At 47.6% G+C, this 17,344-nt stretch carries 11 protein-coding genes; 8 read left to right on the top strand and 3 right to left on the bottom strand.

The genetic code is table 11. The annotated features are described in order from the left end of the window. Positions 1-8: 8 nt before the first annotated feature. Both A3860_RS04145 and A3860_RS04140 read right to left on the bottom strand, forming a co-directional pair. Positions 9-2,873 carry a DEAD/DEAH box helicase gene (locus A3860_RS04145; RefSeq protein ID WP_081145294.1) on the bottom strand — a complete coding sequence of 955 codons (2,865 nt, stop codon included), beginning with the start codon at positions 2,871-2,873 and terminating at the stop codon, positions 9-11. 234 nt (positions 2,874-3,107) lie between these two features. After that, on the bottom strand, positions 3,108-3,302 hold the full coding sequence (locus tag A3860_RS04140; protein WP_081145293.1) for a response regulator transcription factor: 195 nt from the start codon (positions 3,300-3,302) through the stop codon (positions 3,108-3,110). A 101-nt stretch (positions 3,303-3,403) separates the two neighbouring features. Here A3860_RS04140 and A3860_RS04135 point away from each other — a divergent pair, with 101 nt between their 5' ends. Further along, positions 3,404-3,745, top strand: coding sequence for a hypothetical protein (locus tag A3860_RS04135; protein WP_143773932.1), 342 nt, complete (start codon positions 3,404-3,406; stop codon positions 3,743-3,745). A gap of 73 nt (positions 3,746-3,818) precedes the next feature. Here A3860_RS04135 and A3860_RS04130 read toward each other — a convergent pair whose 3' ends face one another. After that, entirely contained in the window at positions 3,819-4,841 is a 1,023-nt protein-coding gene (locus tag A3860_RS04130) for a LacI family DNA-binding transcriptional regulator (RefSeq protein WP_081145291.1), read from the bottom strand. 534 nt (positions 4,842-5,375) lie between these two features. On the opposite strand from A3860_RS04130, the gene A3860_RS04120 reads away from it, so the two are divergent. The 7 genes from A3860_RS04120 (at position 5,376) to A3860_RS04090 (ending at position 17,340) form a co-directional block, all read left to right on the top strand. Further along, positions 5,376-6,398 carry a LacI family DNA-binding transcriptional regulator gene (locus A3860_RS04120; RefSeq protein ID WP_081145289.1) on the top strand — a complete coding sequence of 341 codons (1,023 nt, stop codon included), beginning with the start codon at positions 5,376-5,378 and terminating at the stop codon, positions 6,396-6,398. Beyond that, positions 6,398-9,205: a heparinase II/III domain-containing protein gene (locus A3860_RS04115; protein WP_081145288.1), complete on the top strand. Its 2,808-nt coding sequence runs from the start codon at positions 6,398-6,400 to the stop codon at positions 9,203-9,205. The genes A3860_RS04120 and A3860_RS04115 overlap by 1 nt, the downstream gene beginning before the upstream one ends. 84 nt (positions 9,206-9,289) lie before the next feature. Next, positions 9,290-11,764: a DUF4979 domain-containing protein gene (locus A3860_RS04110; protein ID WP_081145287.1), complete on the top strand. Its 2,475-nt coding sequence runs from the start codon at positions 9,290-9,292 to the stop codon at positions 11,762-11,764. A 113-nt stretch (positions 11,765-11,877) separates the two neighbouring features. Further along, on the top strand, positions 11,878-13,089 hold the full coding sequence (locus tag A3860_RS04105) for a glycoside hydrolase family 88 protein (protein ID WP_081145286.1): 1,212 nt from the start codon (positions 11,878-11,880) through the stop codon (positions 13,087-13,089). Further along, on the top strand, positions 13,076-15,001 hold the full coding sequence (locus A3860_RS04100) for a glycoside hydrolase family 97 protein (RefSeq protein ID WP_245843470.1): 1,926 nt from the start codon (positions 13,076-13,078) through the stop codon (positions 14,999-15,001). Before A3860_RS04105 ends, A3860_RS04100 begins: the two co-directional genes overlap by 14 nt. 15 nt (positions 15,002-15,016) lie before the next feature. Further along, the gene (locus A3860_RS04095; protein ID WP_081145285.1) at positions 15,017-15,883 is read left to right on the top strand and encodes an ROK family protein; all 867 of its coding nucleotides are present in this window, start codon (positions 15,017-15,019) and stop codon (positions 15,881-15,883) included. Positions 15,884-15,936: 53 nt separating this feature from the next. Next, positions 15,937-17,340 (top strand): sugar porter family MFS transporter, encoded by a 1,404-nt coding sequence (locus tag A3860_RS04090; protein ID WP_081145284.1) that lies wholly within the window; start codon positions 15,937-15,939, stop codon positions 17,338-17,340. The last annotated feature ends 4 nt before the right edge of the window (positions 17,341-17,344 follow it).

The following is a 17,344-nucleotide window of genomic DNA, read 5'->3' as shown; positions in this document are numbered from 1 at the left end:
GCATGTATTTAACTAAACAAGTACTTGATATCATCTTCAGTAAGTGATTTCACAAACCCTTCATCTTCGGAGATCAGCTCTTCGGCCAGTTGCTTTTTATGGTGCTGCAACTGAATGATCTTTTCTTCAATGGTATCCTTACAGATCATCTTGTAGGCAAATACATTTTTGGTTTGCCCAATGCGGTGTGTACGGTCAATGGCCTGTTGCTGCACGGCGGTATTCCACCAGGGATCGAACAGGAACACATAACCTGCAGCCGTGAGGTTCAGGCCCGCATTACCGGCTTTGAGGCTTATCAAAAATACATTGGTGGTATTGCCCTCCTCCTGAAAACGGTTCACCATCTCGATCCGTTTTTCGGGTGGGGTAGAACCGTCAAGATGGAAAAAGGAGATGCCCTGTTCGCGGCATTTTTCTGCCAGCAGGTTCAACATGGTGGTGAACTGGGAAAACACCAGCACCTTTTGATTATAAAGATTGTTCTGGAGTTCGTTCATCAGCAGATCCGTTTTCACCGAATCGGTGCAGGTTTGTTCTTCACCGGGTAACAACAGCGGCGAGTTACAGATCTGGCGCAGCTTCAACATGCCCTGCAGCACGGCCAGTTTGCTTTTACCCAGCCCTTCGGTTTCAATATTCAGGAATACGCTTTGGCGAATACTGTCCTTTACCTCGTCGTATAAGCGTTTTTGGGCATCGCTCATGGCGCACCACATCACCATTTCGGTTTTAGCTGGCAGATCGCTGGCCACCTGTTCCTTGGTGCGGCGTAATACGAAGGGCGCTGTAATGCGTTGCAGGGTCTTTATCTTATCTGCATCGCGGTGATGATCGATGGTGTCGGCATATTCCCGGCGGAAGAACTCCCGGCTGCCAAAAATGCCCGGCAACAGGAAATTCATTTGCGCATACAGATCAAACGTATTGTTCATGACCGGCGTACCACTGAGGGCCACGCGGAAATTCGATTGCAGCCGGTCAACGGCCTTGGTGATCTGCGCCGCCGGATTTTTGATATTATGGCTTTCATCGAGCACAATGGTGCCCAGGTTAATGGTACACAGTTCCTCAATATCCTGCCGCACGGTGCCGTAACTGGTAATGAATACCTGGTAATCGCCGGTGGCAACATCCTGCACCGCCCGGTTGGCGCCGTGATAGATCAACACTTTCACATGCGGGGCAAACTTTTGCAACTCCTGCGACCAGTTGTAGATAAGCGAGGATGGACAAACGATCAAATGCCGTTCTGTCGCTTTTTGCGTTAGCTGGTGCGTGAGCAAACTGATCGTTTGCAGGGTTTTACCCAAACCCATGTCATCGGCCAAACAGGCGCCGGCGCCTGCTTCGGCCAGCAGCAACATCCACTCATATCCTTTCTGCTGGTAAGGCCGTAGGGTAGCTTGTATAGAAGAAGGTACCTCGTATACCATTTCACCATCCTGTTGCCATTGCTGCCATTTCTGTAACCAGCTATTGTGTAAAACCGGTTTTAATATCGCTTCGCCCTCAGGCGTTTCTTCTTCACTGAATGCGAGCCAGCGCGGCACCTGTATTTCGTTCCCACTGATCTTTCCATGCCTGATGATGGTGCCATAGGTTTGCAGCCATTCTTCGTGCAGAATGCCCAACGATCCATCCTGCAACAGAATGGCGCGTTGCCCCGCCTGAATGATCTTTTGCACTTCTGTGAGGGCCACTTTTTCTTCGCCAAAGGCGATTACCATATTCAGCATCAGCGCATCGGTGATCTCTTTTTTTATGATAACATCGGTTGTTACTTTGTGCTGCGAATAGCGGAAATGTTGCAGCATATCCATCCCGATCACCTGAATGTTCAGCTCGAGCAGCTTATGATATACCTTGAGGAACCATTGTTTTTTCTGCGCTTCCTCAAAGGAGACGTAATAATAGCCGTTCAGTTGTTTTTCAAAATTGGGATGCAGGCCTTCCAGCAGCTGCCAAAGTGCTTTTTCATCCTGCTGGTTGCGATAGATGGCAAAAGCCTGTCCGTTCCGGGTGAGTTCATAGGTTTCTTTCCATGGCCCTTCGGTAATAAACCCATCGTATTCCCATTGGGGTGTAAGCACCAAAAAAGACTGACTGATCTCACTCAGCATTACGCGGTTCACTGGTTTTTCGCGGATCTCATGTTTCTGGAACAGGTTATTGCGGTTAACGGTATAATCTGCTTCCAGTTTGGCCAGTATGGTCTCTGAAAATTCCTGTGGGTTCTGGCTGTATTGTTGCGGATCATTATCCTGCAACCATTCCAGGGTTTGATAATCTTTATAAGAAAGAATAAAATATTCGTTGCCGCTCAGCAGCAAGAACTGGTAACGGCTGAATTGATCGAGTGGATAAGGAGCGCCATTGATGGAAATAGTGGTATGTAACTGCAGGTTATTTCCATTTTTGGTGACCTCAAATTGCAATTGCGGTTTGAAGGTACTGAAACTGCCGGGCGCTGTTTTAAAATTTCCCTTCTCGCCCGGAATTTTATGATACCATTTCACCAGCGCGGCAAATGGTTTCATTCTTTCCATGTGTTCATGCAGGCGGCGGGTAATGGCTGTTTTATAATATACTTCGTAAGAAACGCCGGCGCGTTGCTGCGTGAACTTTTTCTGGATCTCCTCTTTCAAAAGGCCAATGCGTTCCTTGCCGAACCACAACAGCACATCCTTCACTTCCTTGGGAAGTTTGGGAAAGTTTTTATTGAGTTCGGTAGGGCTCAGTTCGCTGTTTACATATTTGGGAATGCCCTTTTCTTTGGTGATCTGTAAACATTCGAGCAGGTTATGATCCGACAATAAACGATGAGGCTGAAACAATAACACATTTTTCTGATCGCTTTTTGTAGATATCATCTGAGATTGATTGCTTTATAGGGAAATGGGCAAAAATAGGGGGGGCGTCGCACTTGTGGAGAATCATTTTTGCACAGGTGTGGATAGTGAAAATTGGTACATAGTGCCCGGAAAATCATGAAGTAAGGGGTAAGAGGTAAGAAGAGTTTGAATGTTGGGCTCCAGCCCGGTTTTTTGAAGTTCGAAGAATTGGAGTATTGAAATTAAAGCTTATAAAGAATTTGCCCACTGCTGCTATATGAACCGGTGAAGCATAGCAGTTTTTATTAGTTCTGCTGTATTCTTTGCAGCAAACTTCTGCATGAGATTGCGCCGGTGGGTGTCGATGGTAAGGGCGCTTACCGATAATTCTTTTCCAATCTGCAGGCTGGTTTTGCCTTCTGACAACAATTGAATCACCTGTTTTTCGCGGTGGGTGAGCCGCGGCAGTCCTTACGGTACTGGCAACTCTATTGCTTATCTCAGGTGCAATTTCCTGCAAAAAAAGCAGTGATGGTGGAAATAACAATAATCCAACCACCAGAACTGTCGTGTACAAACTTACTTTGTCGCCTGTACCAGCCAGCAACCAGGGCTCATTCGGCGGTTCCATTAATGCCCTGCTACCTAATCTAAAGTTCGCTACGTGGAAAGTAAACGGTGTTCTTCGTTCGGGTGAAAATACTATTTCGTTCAGCGCATCCGATTTTCAAAACGGCGTCCTTACGCTGGAAGCCACTGAGGGCATAAGCAGCGGCAACCTGGCGATAGTAGGCACCACTACTTCCGCCTATCCCTATACGGTTGTTGTTCAGTGGACCGTCAACGGAAAGGCCAACGATCCGGTAACCATCCCGGTAACCAGCTTCGTACAACGGTCATTCAGCCTGTAATAATATTTACAAAAAGGCCCGCCGTCGCTAATGCTACGGCGGGCAATGTATTAAAAAGTATAACTTTCACCTGCTAAGTAGAACTACGAACAATTAACTCGGTAGGTAACACTTTCTTCTCAAAAACACTCACCGGCCGCTTACTTTCTACCTGATCAATGAGCAATTCGGTAGCCAGTTTACCCATTTCAAAGGCATTTTGCCGAACCGTCGTTAAAGGCGGATTGAACAATTCCGGCGCATTGAAATTGCTGAAGCCGGCTACGGCTATTTCATCAGGGATCAGCAATCCCTTCCGTTGTATCAATGAATAACTGCCAATGGTGATGCGGTCGCTGGCCGTCAACAACGCATCAGGCGGTTCGGGTAATTGCAGCAGGTTGTGCAGGGCCGATTCTATTTCCCCGATGATCATGCCGCCATGGGGGCAATACTGAATGTATTCGCCGTGAAGGTGCCTGCCCGCTTCGGTCAATGCTTTATTATATCCTTCGAGCCGTTCCCGGGTAATAGATAAAAATGGCGAGCTGGTGATGGTGGCAATGCGTTTATAACCACGCTCTATCAAATGACGGGTAGCCTGGTAGGCGCCGCCAATATTATCTGTAATTACCTGGTGGGCGGGAATGGCATTGGTAACCCGGTCAAAAAACACCATGGGCAGGCCCTGGTCGTGCAGTTTTTGAAAATGGCTCACGTCTTCAGTCTCGGTCGATAAAGAGATCAGCAATCCATCAACCGAACGCCAGGTGAGGTTCTGCAGGTTCTTTACTTCCCGTTCATACGATTCCAGGTTTTGTGTAATGATCAGCAGGTAATCCTTGCTGTAAGCAATAGATTCAATACCGCTGATCACTTCTGCAAAAAAGTTATTGGGAATACTGCACAGCACCACGCCAATGCAACGGCTTTTCTGGTTCTTGAGGCTTTGCGCCATCAGGTTGGGCCGGTAATGATGCGCTTCGGCATATTCCTTTACCAGTAGCTGGGTGGCTTCACTGATCTTGTAGCTGCCCTTCAGTGCCCGCGAAACAGTAGAGTAGGAGAGGTTGAGGGCCTTCGCAATATCTTTTAAAGTAATGTTATCGGTCTTCATGCATCAATCGTTTAAGGGGATGTTACCTGTTACCAGTTTCCGGTTACCAGGCTCAAACTAAAAGCAGTTTGATTATTGGCAGGCATTCCGCATTTAGATACTGGAAACTGGCAACCGGGAACCGGCAACTCTTCTTCCTGTGCCAACGTTTGCACAAAAAAAGACAGGCATATGGGTGTCGCAATCATGAAGAAGCGTTAATTTGACACCAATTTACAGCATTTGCCTAATCGATTAACTAAAAGACGGGTTTAGCAGAAAAAAAATATAACCTATTTTTTTAATGAGCTGCCCCGCCTGCAAAACGAGATTGCTATGCCAACCACTGCCTGTTTTTGTAGAAATGCGCCCTCGACATTGTTATATGGTGTTTATCAGGGCCTTACCAGTTACTTTCCCTTCCAGCAATGGATTTGTTCCTATTCTTTACCTGTATCTGATACGTTTTGTTTTCTTGGCACTGCGGTGTTTGCAGCCTGGGGCGGTACCTTTTTATTTAAGCCCAAAGCTTAATCGATTAAATTTTATAACTCCTTGAAAAAGAAAGTTTCCATACATGATATTGCCCGGCAGCTAAACGTATCGGCTGCCACCATTTCATTTGTGCTGAACGGAAAGGCTACCGAAAAGCGCATCAGCGAAGAAATGGAGCAACGGGTGTTGAACCATGTGAAAGAATTGGGCTACCGGCCCAACCGGGTAGCCAAAAGTTTGCGCACCGGAAAAAGCAAGATCATTGGTATGCTGGTAGAAGGCATTGCCGATCCCTTCTTTGCAGCCATCGCCCGTATTGTGGAAGAACAGGCATACAAGCTGGATTATAAAATATTTTATGCGAGTACCGAAAATGACACGCGGGTCGCCCGCGACGTCATTGGCGCCTTTCGCGACACGCAGGTTGATGGGTATATAATAGTGCCCACACCCGGAATTGAAGAAGATATTCAGCAATTGATGGATGATAATTTTCCCGTCGTTCTCTTCGATCGTTATTTTCCCGGTTTGGCAACCTGCAATATCGTGGTCGACAATTTTGATGGCGTATACCAGGCCATGCGGCATTTTGTAAAGCATCAATATAAGAACATCGCGTTTGTGACCATTCATGCTGCCCAAACCCAAATGCGCGACCGGTTGAATGGTTATCATCATGCCATAAACGAATACGGCCTTACGCCCATCCTAAAGACGATCGGGTTCGACGGAAAAAGCGGTCCTGAAAAACTGACAGCAGAAATAAAACATTTCCTGCAGGAAAATCCGCAGATCGATGCCGTGTTGTTTGCCACCAACTACCTGGCCATAAGCGGCCTGGAAGCCATTAAACAATTGGGGTTATCGATCCCCGGCGATGTGGCAGTGATCGGGTTCGACGACAATACTCATTTCTCCTTATTCTCGCCATCCATAACAGCAGTAGCACAACCTATCCAGGAAATTTCAGAACACGTGATGCAACAATTAATGGCCTGTTTAACCGGTACAGAGAAAGCGCCGGCCAAAAAGACCATTGTATTGCAGACAAAACTTATTATAAGAGAATCAAGCCAGAAGTAATGAAAAGTACCGGCGTTGTTTTTGTCAGTCTGTTTTTCGCATTAACTATACATGGGCAGGAAATAAAGATCCCTGCGGCGATCACACCGCTTCATCCAAGATTGCTTACCAATGATAAAGAAAAACCCCGCCTGCAGCAATTGATTGGGGAAGTCGATTGGGCGCGCAATACGTTGGAACAGGCGAAAAAGAACCTGGAAGAATTGGTGAACCGTCACCAGACGGATAGCGCGTGGATCGTTTCGCGTTTACAGATGTACTGGAAAAGCAAGGCAACCGATGTGTTCATAAAAGGCGGGGTGTATGATCATGCAGAAGGAGAAGCGCCCGTGCCTACTGTTAGGTTTACCGGTACCCGCGATGCCGTTACTTCTTTTGGTGCACCAAAGCTCGAAGATATTATGCCCTATATGGAAGACCCGCGTGGTTTGTATTATGTGAACCGCGCAAAGCCCGGACAACCGCTCGAGTGGGTTGAACAGGCAAAAACAGGTCGTACGGTGGAAGCCATCAATCGCCAGATCATGGGGATGGCCCAGAATGCTGCCATTGTATACTGGTACTCCGGTGAAGAAAAATATGCGAAGTTTGCGTACGACCTGTTTAATACTTACATGCAGGGCATCTATTACCGCAAGGAGCCCTACGATCTCAACCACGGACATAATCAAACGCTGGCCGGTTTAACTTCATTTGAAGTGATCCATGAAGATATTCTGAACGAATTGACGGTTTGTTACGATTTTCTGTTCAAGTACATTCAGTTGCACGCACCCGCTAATATGTCTATATATGCGGGTGCTTTTAAAAAATGGGCCGATCTTATTATAAAGAACGGCGTCCCCTTCAATAACTGGGACCTCATTGAAGCCCGCTTTGTGGCCATCATCGCTTTGGTACTGGAGAATAACAGTGCGTATACAGATGGACGGGGTTGCCAGTATTATCTCGATCAGATCCTGAATAAAACCGCGGTACGCCAATGGTCGCTGACCGAACTCATCAAAAGAGGGTATGACCCCAATACCGGCATCTGGAACGAATCGCCCGGTTATTCGCAGGTGGTCATCGGCGAGTTCATGCAGTTTGTGACCCTGTTCGACCGCGTGCTTGATTTTGATCTGCTTGAACAATTGCCTGTTCTGAAAAAGGCGGTGCTGGGCACCAATCAATACCTGTTTCCCAATGGCTATACAATATCTTTTGGCGATTCGCATTATGGGCGGTTGTCACCAACGCCGGCCCAGGCGGTAGTAATGAATGCCCGCAAAAATAATAAGCCTGAACAGGAAGAAGTATTTACAAAAATGTTGAAGATGCTGGGGCAATCGGCAGCTAATGCAGATGACAGGCGCGATCTGTTATCATTGGTTAGTTATTCCGATTTCAAACTAAAAGAAAACATCCCGGCCGGTACAATAGCCGATTTCACCAGCCCCTTATTTTATTCACCCAATGTAAGCTGGCTGATACAAAGAAGTGGCACCGATCCGCAACGGGCGCTGGCCCTTTCTCTCAACGGATCGAAGGGCAATCACATGCATGCCAATGGCATTTCGCTGGAATTGTATGGAAAAGGATTGCCGCTGGCGCCGGAAGCTGGCATTGGCACTTCCTATTTTCAACCCGATTATGCAGAATATTATTCCAAATTCCCCGCGCATAATACCGTGGTGGTAGATGGTATTTCGGCTTATCCCGAAATGCGCAGCAATCATGGCTTTCAGTTAAAAAGTTGTTACCCGGCTTCAGGCGTGAAAACGGATATCTTCCCCAACATCACATTTACCGATCTGTATTTTCTGGAACCGGAAACCAATGCCAACCAGCAGCGGCTGATGAGCATCATTCGCACCAGCGATACAAGCGGTTATTATCTGGATGTGTTCCGCTCAGCCAAAAAAGATGGCGGCGATAAATACCACGATTATTTTTATCACAACATGGGGCAGGGCCTCAGCGTGAGCGACAATAGCGGCAAAGCATTTAACCTGCAACCAGTTGACAAGCTTGCTTTTGCCAATGGCGATCTGTTTGCCTATGATTATTTCTATGATGAACAATCAGTGAAGACCGGTGAGGATATAAAAGCCAGGTTCGGGTTAAAAATGCCGGGCCGCGATTCTGTTTTCATGAATATGTGGATGAAAGGATCGTCCGGGCGCGAAATATTTTCCGTGAAAGCGCCCAAGTCAACCGCCATTGACCGCGGGCTGGTGCCCAAAGAAATTGCCGAATTGCCCTTGCCCACCATTGTAGCCCGGCAATACGGCGAAGCATTCACAAAACCATTTGTTGCGGTGTTTGAACCGTCTTCCGAAACGCAGCCAGCATCGGTGGCATCCATTACGGCCTTCGTGCCGGCCAAAGCCCCCGCTGATTTTGCGGGTGTTCAGGTGCAAAACAAGAACGGCAGCACCCAAACCGTTTTTTCTACATCAGTTGATAATAACGAGATCAATTATAAGGAGTTTAATTTTCGCGGTACCTATGCCGTGATCAGTGAGTATAGCCATGAAATACAGTATTTGTTCCTGGGAAATGGGCGTAAGCTGTCAACCGGAGGTTTCAGTTTAACAACGACAGCCGACAGTGCATCGGCGGTGCTGTGCAAACAAAGCGGTCAGTGGTTCGTGGCCAGCACAAAACCGGTAACAATTACGCTTCCGCTGGAAGCGGTGTCCCAAAACCCGAACGGGTTACGTGTTAATGGAAAAAAAGTGACGGGGATTAAAAAAATGGTGAGCGGTAAAATGCTGGTAACATTTCAGTTGCCGGCGCTGCCCTATACACACCTGGACCTGTAAGGCTTGCCCTGACCCGGCGCGAGCTAAACCGGACCGGCTCATTGATCACTAATTGTTCATTAATTAAACCCAAAACCAACGCGTATGCGTACCGCTTTTTTTCGAAAACTAACAACGATCCTGTTGCTTTTGCCAGGTATAAGCACCTGGGCGCAGGTTGGCTTGCTGAATGATGATTTTTCTACCGGCAATACCTATAACTGGGTGGCGAACACGTCAGGCGCCACCAGTTCATTGGTAAATGGCCAGTTGGTAATTACCATGGCATTGCAGAGTGGTGGAAAATACCGGGGCGATTTCAAAAAGAACGGTGGAACTACCGTTCATGCCGGTACCTATCCCATCGTGGCCATCCGGTTTAAAAAACCACCGGCCTGTAATTTCTTTTTCGATACCAACCTGGGATCTTACAACGGTGGCAGTAACAACGCTACCAAGATTGCCATGGATGATGGGTACAACATCTATTACTGGGACCTTTCAACCGGTAAGTTAGGGACTACTACCTTGTCAACTACATCATCCACTACCTTGTCGACCTTTCAGTTCAAGGTAGCCGATGTGGTATTGACCCAGGCCGAACTGGCGGCAAATGATTACTCTTTTGAAATAGAATGGGTGAAAACATTCGCCTCGGTGAGCGCGTTGCGTTCATTCGCAGGTATTGTAGAACCCACTCCCTATGCATTTACCGGTACATTCAGTCACCCCGGTCTGCTGCACAATACTGCTGACCTCACCAGGATAGCCGGCAAGGTAAGCAGCCAGGTGGCCCGGCCTTACGAAAGCTATAAGATGTTACAGGCAAATACTAAAGCATCGGTCACCTACACGAAATATGGTGGGTTTACGTATTTAACCCGCGATGCTTCGGTAACGGTTGACGGTGTTGGCGGCGGAGCCGTAAAAGACCGCGTGGAAAGCGATTGCCTCGCTGCTTATTACAATGCCTTAATGTATAGTATCGATGGGGATGTAGCGCATGCACAAAAAGCGGTGGAGATCCTGGATGCGTATGCTACAAAGACCATAGGCATAATAGGTGCTGATGCAGAGCTGAATGGCCTGTATGGTTTTATGTTTGCCAATGCTGCAGAGCTCATGCGTTCTACATATAGCAGCTGGCCGCAGGCTAATATAAACCAATGCAAAACTATGTTGCAGTCGGTTTTTTATCCCACCTTGCAGAATTTTAAACCTTGTGCCCATGGCAACTGGGATATTATCTGTATGAAGGCCCTGATGTCTATAGCTATTTTCACTGATGATACCGCCATGTTCAATAGAGTAGTGAACTATTTTTATTATGGCGAAGGCAATGGCAGCATCGACAATTATGTATTGACCGCTGACGGGCAGTTGCAGGAGAGCAACCGCGACCAGGCGCATGTGATGCTGGCCATCGGCTCACTGGCCGAATTGTCGGAAATGGCGTGGAAGCAAGGCGTTGACCTGTATTCGGCTTCGAACAATGCCATCATGCGAGGTTTTGAATACACATCGAAGTATAATATGGGTTATACAGTTCCCTTTCAAACCAGCTATGAATATTGTGAGAAGAATTATCAGGATTATACACCCGAATCGATCTCGGCCACTGCCCGTGGCCAGTTCAGGGCCGTATTTGAGATAGCGTATAATCATTATGTTTATCGCAAGGGTTTGTCAATGCCTTCTACAATGGAAGTGTTGGCGGCCATGGGCCCCGAAGGCGCTCCTTTTGGTGCTGATAACCCGGGTTATGGCTCGCTGTTCTTTTATCTCGGTAGTTCCTCGAATCATGCTTTTAATGGATTGCTCAACAGCAATTTTACCTATAGCAACGATTGCTGGAACGCCGTTACCACCAATGCATCGGCCGTGGTGCAGAGTGACCGGCTGGTGGTGACAACCGCTACCCAAACCAATGGTACCTTGCGTGGCGATATTCGCCGGAACGGGATCGTCAGCCTGTATCCCACCACGTATCCTATTGTTGCGGTGAAAATGAAGAAACCCACTACCTGTAATTTTATATTCGATACCAACCTGGGTTCTTATGGCAATGGCAGTAATAAATGGACCGGTAAGGTAGGGGACAGTATCTATTATTACAACCTTACCACAACAGGGTTTGGTTCGGGCAATACGATGCTGTCAACAACGTCGCCTACTACGCTAACTACCTTTCAATTCAAGGTAGCCGATATCACTTCGGGCGAAACCAGTTACCCGGTAGAGTGGATAAAGACGTTTAAGAGCCTGAGTGATGTAAGCGCCTATACCGGCAGCAGAATGGCTACTACCAGCCCCGCAGTTCCCGAAGCATCGGTAAACAACGGGGTGATCTATCCCAATCCTGTTTATACCAACAGCTTTTATGTAACACTCGATAATGAATTGTTGAATGAGGCTGTGCATGTGAAGTTGTACAATATGTTTGGCACGCTTGTTTTACATAAAGTAATTGCGGGCAGAACCGGTGCACAGGAGATCAGGATAGATAAGCCTTTGGCAACCGGTGTATATATGGTTCAGTTGAATGACCGGAAGGCTGTTAAATTGTTGATTGGAAAATAGGCTATAGTTGAGCCCGTTTTCCGCGGGCTAAAAGCCGGGTTCTGAGCAAATTTTACAGGGGGTGAGCTCTCCGCATGGCGGAGGGCCCACCCTTGTATACTAAATAAAAGTGGATGAAAAAATTGGTAATTCCCATTGTTGTTGTGGTGGCTCTTGTTACAGGCTGCCGTTCCGCTGCGCCGCCGCAAAACGAGGTGCTGGGATATTGCATTGGGCAGGCCGGTAAAACGCTGAAAGCTTTGCCAGCGGATGCTGACATGATACCACGCAGCATTGCCAATGGTAAAACGGACTGGCGTTTTGTGAACTACCGTGACTGGACATGCGGTTTCTGGCCCGGCATTCTTTGGTATTCGTATGAATACACCCATGACGATAAATGGAAGCTGGCTGCGCAAAGGTATTCGCGGGCATTGTTTCCCCTGGTTGATTCTGCTGCCATCGATCATGACCTGGGATTTCAGGTATTTACCAGCATTGGCAACGGTTACCGGTTAACCCATGATACCGTATATAGAACTATCCTGTTAAGAGCTGCCGACACCCTCGCAAAACTGTTCAACCCAAAAGTGGGCACCATTCTTTCGTGGCCGCGTGCAGTGCCGGGGGTAGACTGGCCCTTACGGCATAATACGATCATGGATAATATGATCAATCTTGAACTGTTGTTCTGGGCTGCAAAGAACGGTGGTGATAAAAAATTGTATGATATTGCCGTACAACATGCCACCACCACCATGCAAAATCATTTTCGACCCGATTATTCTTCCTACCATGTTGTAGTGTATGATACTGCAACCGGTAAAAAAATAAAAGACATTACCCACCAGGGTTTTAGTGACAGTAGTATGTGGGCCCGCGGACAAAGCTGGGCCATTTATGGATTTACCATGGTGTACCGCGAAACAAAGGACAAACGCTTTCTTGATTTCGCACAAAAGGTAACCGATGTGTATCTGAAAAAGCTGCCGGCTGATCGCATCCCGTATTGGGATTTCAACGCCTCGAAGGTTCCGGATGAACCCAGGGATGCTTCGGCTGCGGCAGTAACGTCGTCGGCTTTGCTTGAACTCAGTACGCTGGTGACAGATAAAGCTAAAGGAACTTATTACAGAGAGCAGGCAGAGCAAATGTTGCAAACCCTGTCAACGGCAGTTTACCAAAGCCGTGAGGTGAACAACGCCTTCCTGTTACACAGCACCGGTCATAAGCCCAATGGCGGCGAAATAGATGCTTCCATCATTTATGCCGATTACTATTATATAGAAGCATTGCTGCGGTTAAAAAAATTAGCGGAAGGAAAAAGTATTTATGACAAACTGTAAACGGTTGATGAAAAGGGTTGTGGCCCTATTGGCCTCGTTTGGCACATTGGCAAATGTGGCTGCACAAAATATTATTGATTCAACAAAGGCAGTCATTACCTCGCCCGATAAGAATTATGTGGTAAGCTTTTACCAGAAGCAAAATGCCGATGGAACGCGGAGCCTGTTCTATACCCTGAATTATAAACAGCAACCGGTGATCACCGAATCGTCACTGGATATTCAGCTGGATAACCATTTGTCAGAACGAGCCATGGCCCTGAAGGTCGACAGCCATGCCCGCTGGTGCGAGAACCTGCAGGTTAAAGCGATCCGTTATACAGCCAAAGACACCAGCTGGAAGCCCCTGTATGGCGAACGGGCCGTGATACGGGATAACTATAACGCAGTCACCATCGAAATGGTGAAAGATGATAACTCCATTTACTGGATGCATGTGGAAATGCGCGTGTACAATGAAGGCGCGGCCGTCAGGTATTTCTTTCCCGAAAATATAAAAGGCACTTACTACCGGGTGGTGGCAGAAAATACCAGCTTCACCCTGCCCGCAGGCACCAAAGCCTGGCATGCGGCCTGGGCGCAGGCGCCGTATCAATTACTGCCCTTGCAGAACTGGCCCGATGAAAGTGAGCGGCCATTGACCCTGCAATTGCCCAATGGCTGGTATGCCTGTTTGGCCGAAGCGCAGCTGGTTGATTATGCCCGCACCAAATTCAAACTAAGTAAGGAGATCCCTAATACGATCGTTACGTCTATGTACACACCGGCCGACCTCATATCGCCCGTGGCCACGCCATGGCGGGTGATGATGGTCGCTGAAACCCCGGGTGAGCTCATCACGCACAATGACCTGCTGCTTAATCTGAACGACCCCTCTAAAATAGCCGACCCCGGCTTTATACAACCCGGCAAGATCATGCGGGTAATGACCCAAACCACCAAAGATGCCTATGAAAATATTGACTTTGCTGTAAAGCATAATCTGCAATACATTTTATTCGACTGGAAATGGTATGGCCCGGCCTTTACATTTACTTCCGATGCAACCAAAGTGGCCATTCCTGATTTTGACCTGCCTGGCATTATCAAATACGGAAAAGAAAAAGGCATCGGTGTTTGGTTGTATTGTAACCTGCAGGGTTTGTATGCGCAATCAGATTCCCTGTTTCGCGTGTACCACGATTGGGGCGTGAAGGGCGTGAAGTTTGGTTTTGTACAGGCCGGTTCGCACCGCTGGACAACCTGGCTGGAGGAAATGATCAGGAAATGTGCAGCCAACAAAATGATGGTGAATATCCATGACGACTGGCGGCCAACCGGTGAACAAAGGACCTGGCCCAACCTGATGACGGCCGAAGGCATTCGCGGCAATGAAGAAATGCCCGAAGCCACCCACAACACCGTATTGCCATTCACCCGCTTTATTGCCGGCGCTGCTGATTATACCCTTTGTTATTACAACGAACGCATCAAGACCACGCATGCACACCAACTGGCAATGGCTGCGGTTTATTATAGCCCCATTCAAACCATGTACTGGTACGATAAACCTGCCTTTAGTAATAATGAACCGGAGCTGGAATTCTGGGATAAGATCCCCACTTCCTGGGACGAAACAAAAGTGTTGCAGGGCAAGCCCGGTGAATTCATTACTACTGCCAGAAGAAAAGGGGACGACTGGTTCATTGGCACGTTAACTAACAACGACACACGTACGTTACAATTGTCTTTTGATTTTCTGCCTAAAGGGAAAAAGTATACCGCTACCATTTACGGCGATGACGATTCGGTGCAGACAAAAACAAAAGTAGGAGTTCAGAAAAAGGTAATAAATGCTGCCACCCTGCTGGAAGTGAAATTGAAACCTTCCGGTGGACAGGCCATCTGGCTGACACCTGTTATAAAAAAGTAATTTTAAATAAAGATAATGGATAAACGAAACGCATGCCTGGGAATTGATATTGGCGGTTCACATATTACAGCCGGGCATATAGACCTTATTCAAAAGAAAGTTATTGAAGGTTCGGTAGTGCGGCGAATGGTCGACCGGCATGCACCGGCCACGGAGATCCTGGCTGTGTGGGCCGATACCATTAACGACCGGTTGCATCAACACCAGCTGCATACAGCCACTGTTGGCTTTGCCATGCCGGGCCCGTTTGATTATCCCAATGGCGTTTGCCTGATAAAAGGATTCGATAAATACGAAGCATTGTATGAGATGAACATCCGGGAAGAACTGGCTGCCCGCACCGGTGTGCCGCCTGCAAAAATCTTTTTCCGCAATGATGCCGATGCTTTCCTGGAAGGGGAGTTGTTTGCCGGAGCCGCACAGGGTTATAACCGGGCGCTGGGAATCACCCTCGGTACCGGTTTGGGTTCCTGTGTATGTAAGGAAGGAGAAATTAGCGATGCCGGATTAAATGTGTTACCTTTTAAGAACGGAATGGCCGAAGAATACCTGAGTACCCGCTGGTTTATAAAAGCGTATCAGCAGTACGCCGGCAAAGCCATCAGCGGCGTAAAAGAACTGACCGATCGATATAATGAGGACGAAACAGCCCGGCTTGTTTTTGAAGAATTTAGCGTGAACTTTGGAGAAGTGCTGCGCCATTGCCAGCAGGTCTTTGAGATGGATGTGGTGATCATCGGAGGCAATATTTCAAATGCGTATCCACTGTTTATTGATCAGGTGTTGAAACAATTACCAGCCGGGGGTAAAGTGCCGGTGATCAAAAAAGCGGTCCTCGGTGAGGAGGCCGCCCTGATCGGCGCAGTGGTGCATCATAGATAAAACCCAATAGCAACATAAACCAACTTTAACCACTTAATTATAAAACCAACAACATGCAAGTTTCATTCGATAGCAAGGCTACAGCACAAACCGCAGCGGCAGGTTCCACTGCCAACCTGTTCGGTATTTCATTGATAGCAGCCCTTGCCGGTTTTATTTTCGGTTTCGATACCGTAGTGATCTCCGGTGCAAATTTGCCCATCAAAGAATTATGGCATACCTCGCCCTGGTTCCATGGGTTTTTCATTATGTCCATGGCATTGTGGGGAACCGTGGTTGGCGCCATCTTTGGCGGACTGCCCACACAAAAATATGGCCGCAAGAAAGTGTTGTTATGGATCGGCATCTTGTTCAGTGTGTCGGCATTGGGTTCCGCATTTGCCACTGATCCTTATGTGTTTTCCTTTTTCCGGTTTATTGGTGGCCTCGGTATCGGCGTTTCTTCCGTAGCAGCGCCAACCTATGTGTCGGAGATCTCAACACCATCGACACGGGGCCGGTTGGTAGCTATGTACCAGTTCAATATTGTATTTGGTATTTTGATCGCATTTCTCTCCAATTATTTTCTGCAGGGCGTAGGCGGTGGTAACGACTGGCGCTGGATGTTGGGTGTTATGGCCATTCCTTCGTTGATCTATACTGTTATGGTGTTTGGTATTCCTGAAAGTCCGCGCTGGCTGGTTTCCGTGAAAAAAGACGATGCGGGCGCCAGAAAAGTGATGGAAAGGCTTGGCATGGTGAATATTGATGCAGAAATAAACCTGATTAACGCCAGTGCGCAGCACGAAGCACATGCGGGGCACGACAGTAAACGCTTCTTCAGCTCAAAATACAAATCGATCCTTTGGCTGGCTTTTTTAGTGGCCTTCTTCAACCAGTGGTCGGGTATCAATTTTATTTTATACTATGCGCCGGAAATACTGGTCAGGGCCGGATTAGCTGCTAAGGAATCGCTGTTAAATTCAATTGCCATTGGCGGCACCAACCTGTTATTCACCTTCGCAGGTTTATACCTGATCGATAGGCTGGGCAGAAGAACGTTGCTCATCATTGGTTCGTTGGGATATATTGTTAGCCTGGCCATGGTAGCCTGGTGCTTTTATGCACAAGCCAGCGCCGGAATGCTATTGGTATTCTTGTTAATGTTTATTGCAGCTCACGCTATTGGACAGGGCGCAGTGATCTGGGTTTTTATTGCCGAGATCTTTCCCAACAAAGTGCGGGCGATGGGCCAATCGTTTGGCGCCAGTGTGCACTGGGTGTTTGCTGCGCTCATCACACTCATTACACCGGTTTTCCTCGATCAAAAAGACGGCATCTTTAAGGATAACCCCTGGCCCATCTTCGGCTTTTTCGCATTCATGATGGCGTTGCAATTGATTTGGGTACTGACTAAGGTCCCTGAAACCAAGGGAGTTTCTTTGGAAGAGTTGGAGAAGAAGTTGGTGAAGGAATAGTTTT

Source organism: Niastella vici (genome assembly GCF_002077945.1).
GTDB lineage: Bacteria > Bacteroidota > Bacteroidia > Chitinophagales > Chitinophagaceae > Niastella > Niastella vici.
The sequence above is the reverse complement of the archived record's forward strand: the minus strand, read 5'-3'. Positions and strand labels throughout refer to the sequence as shown.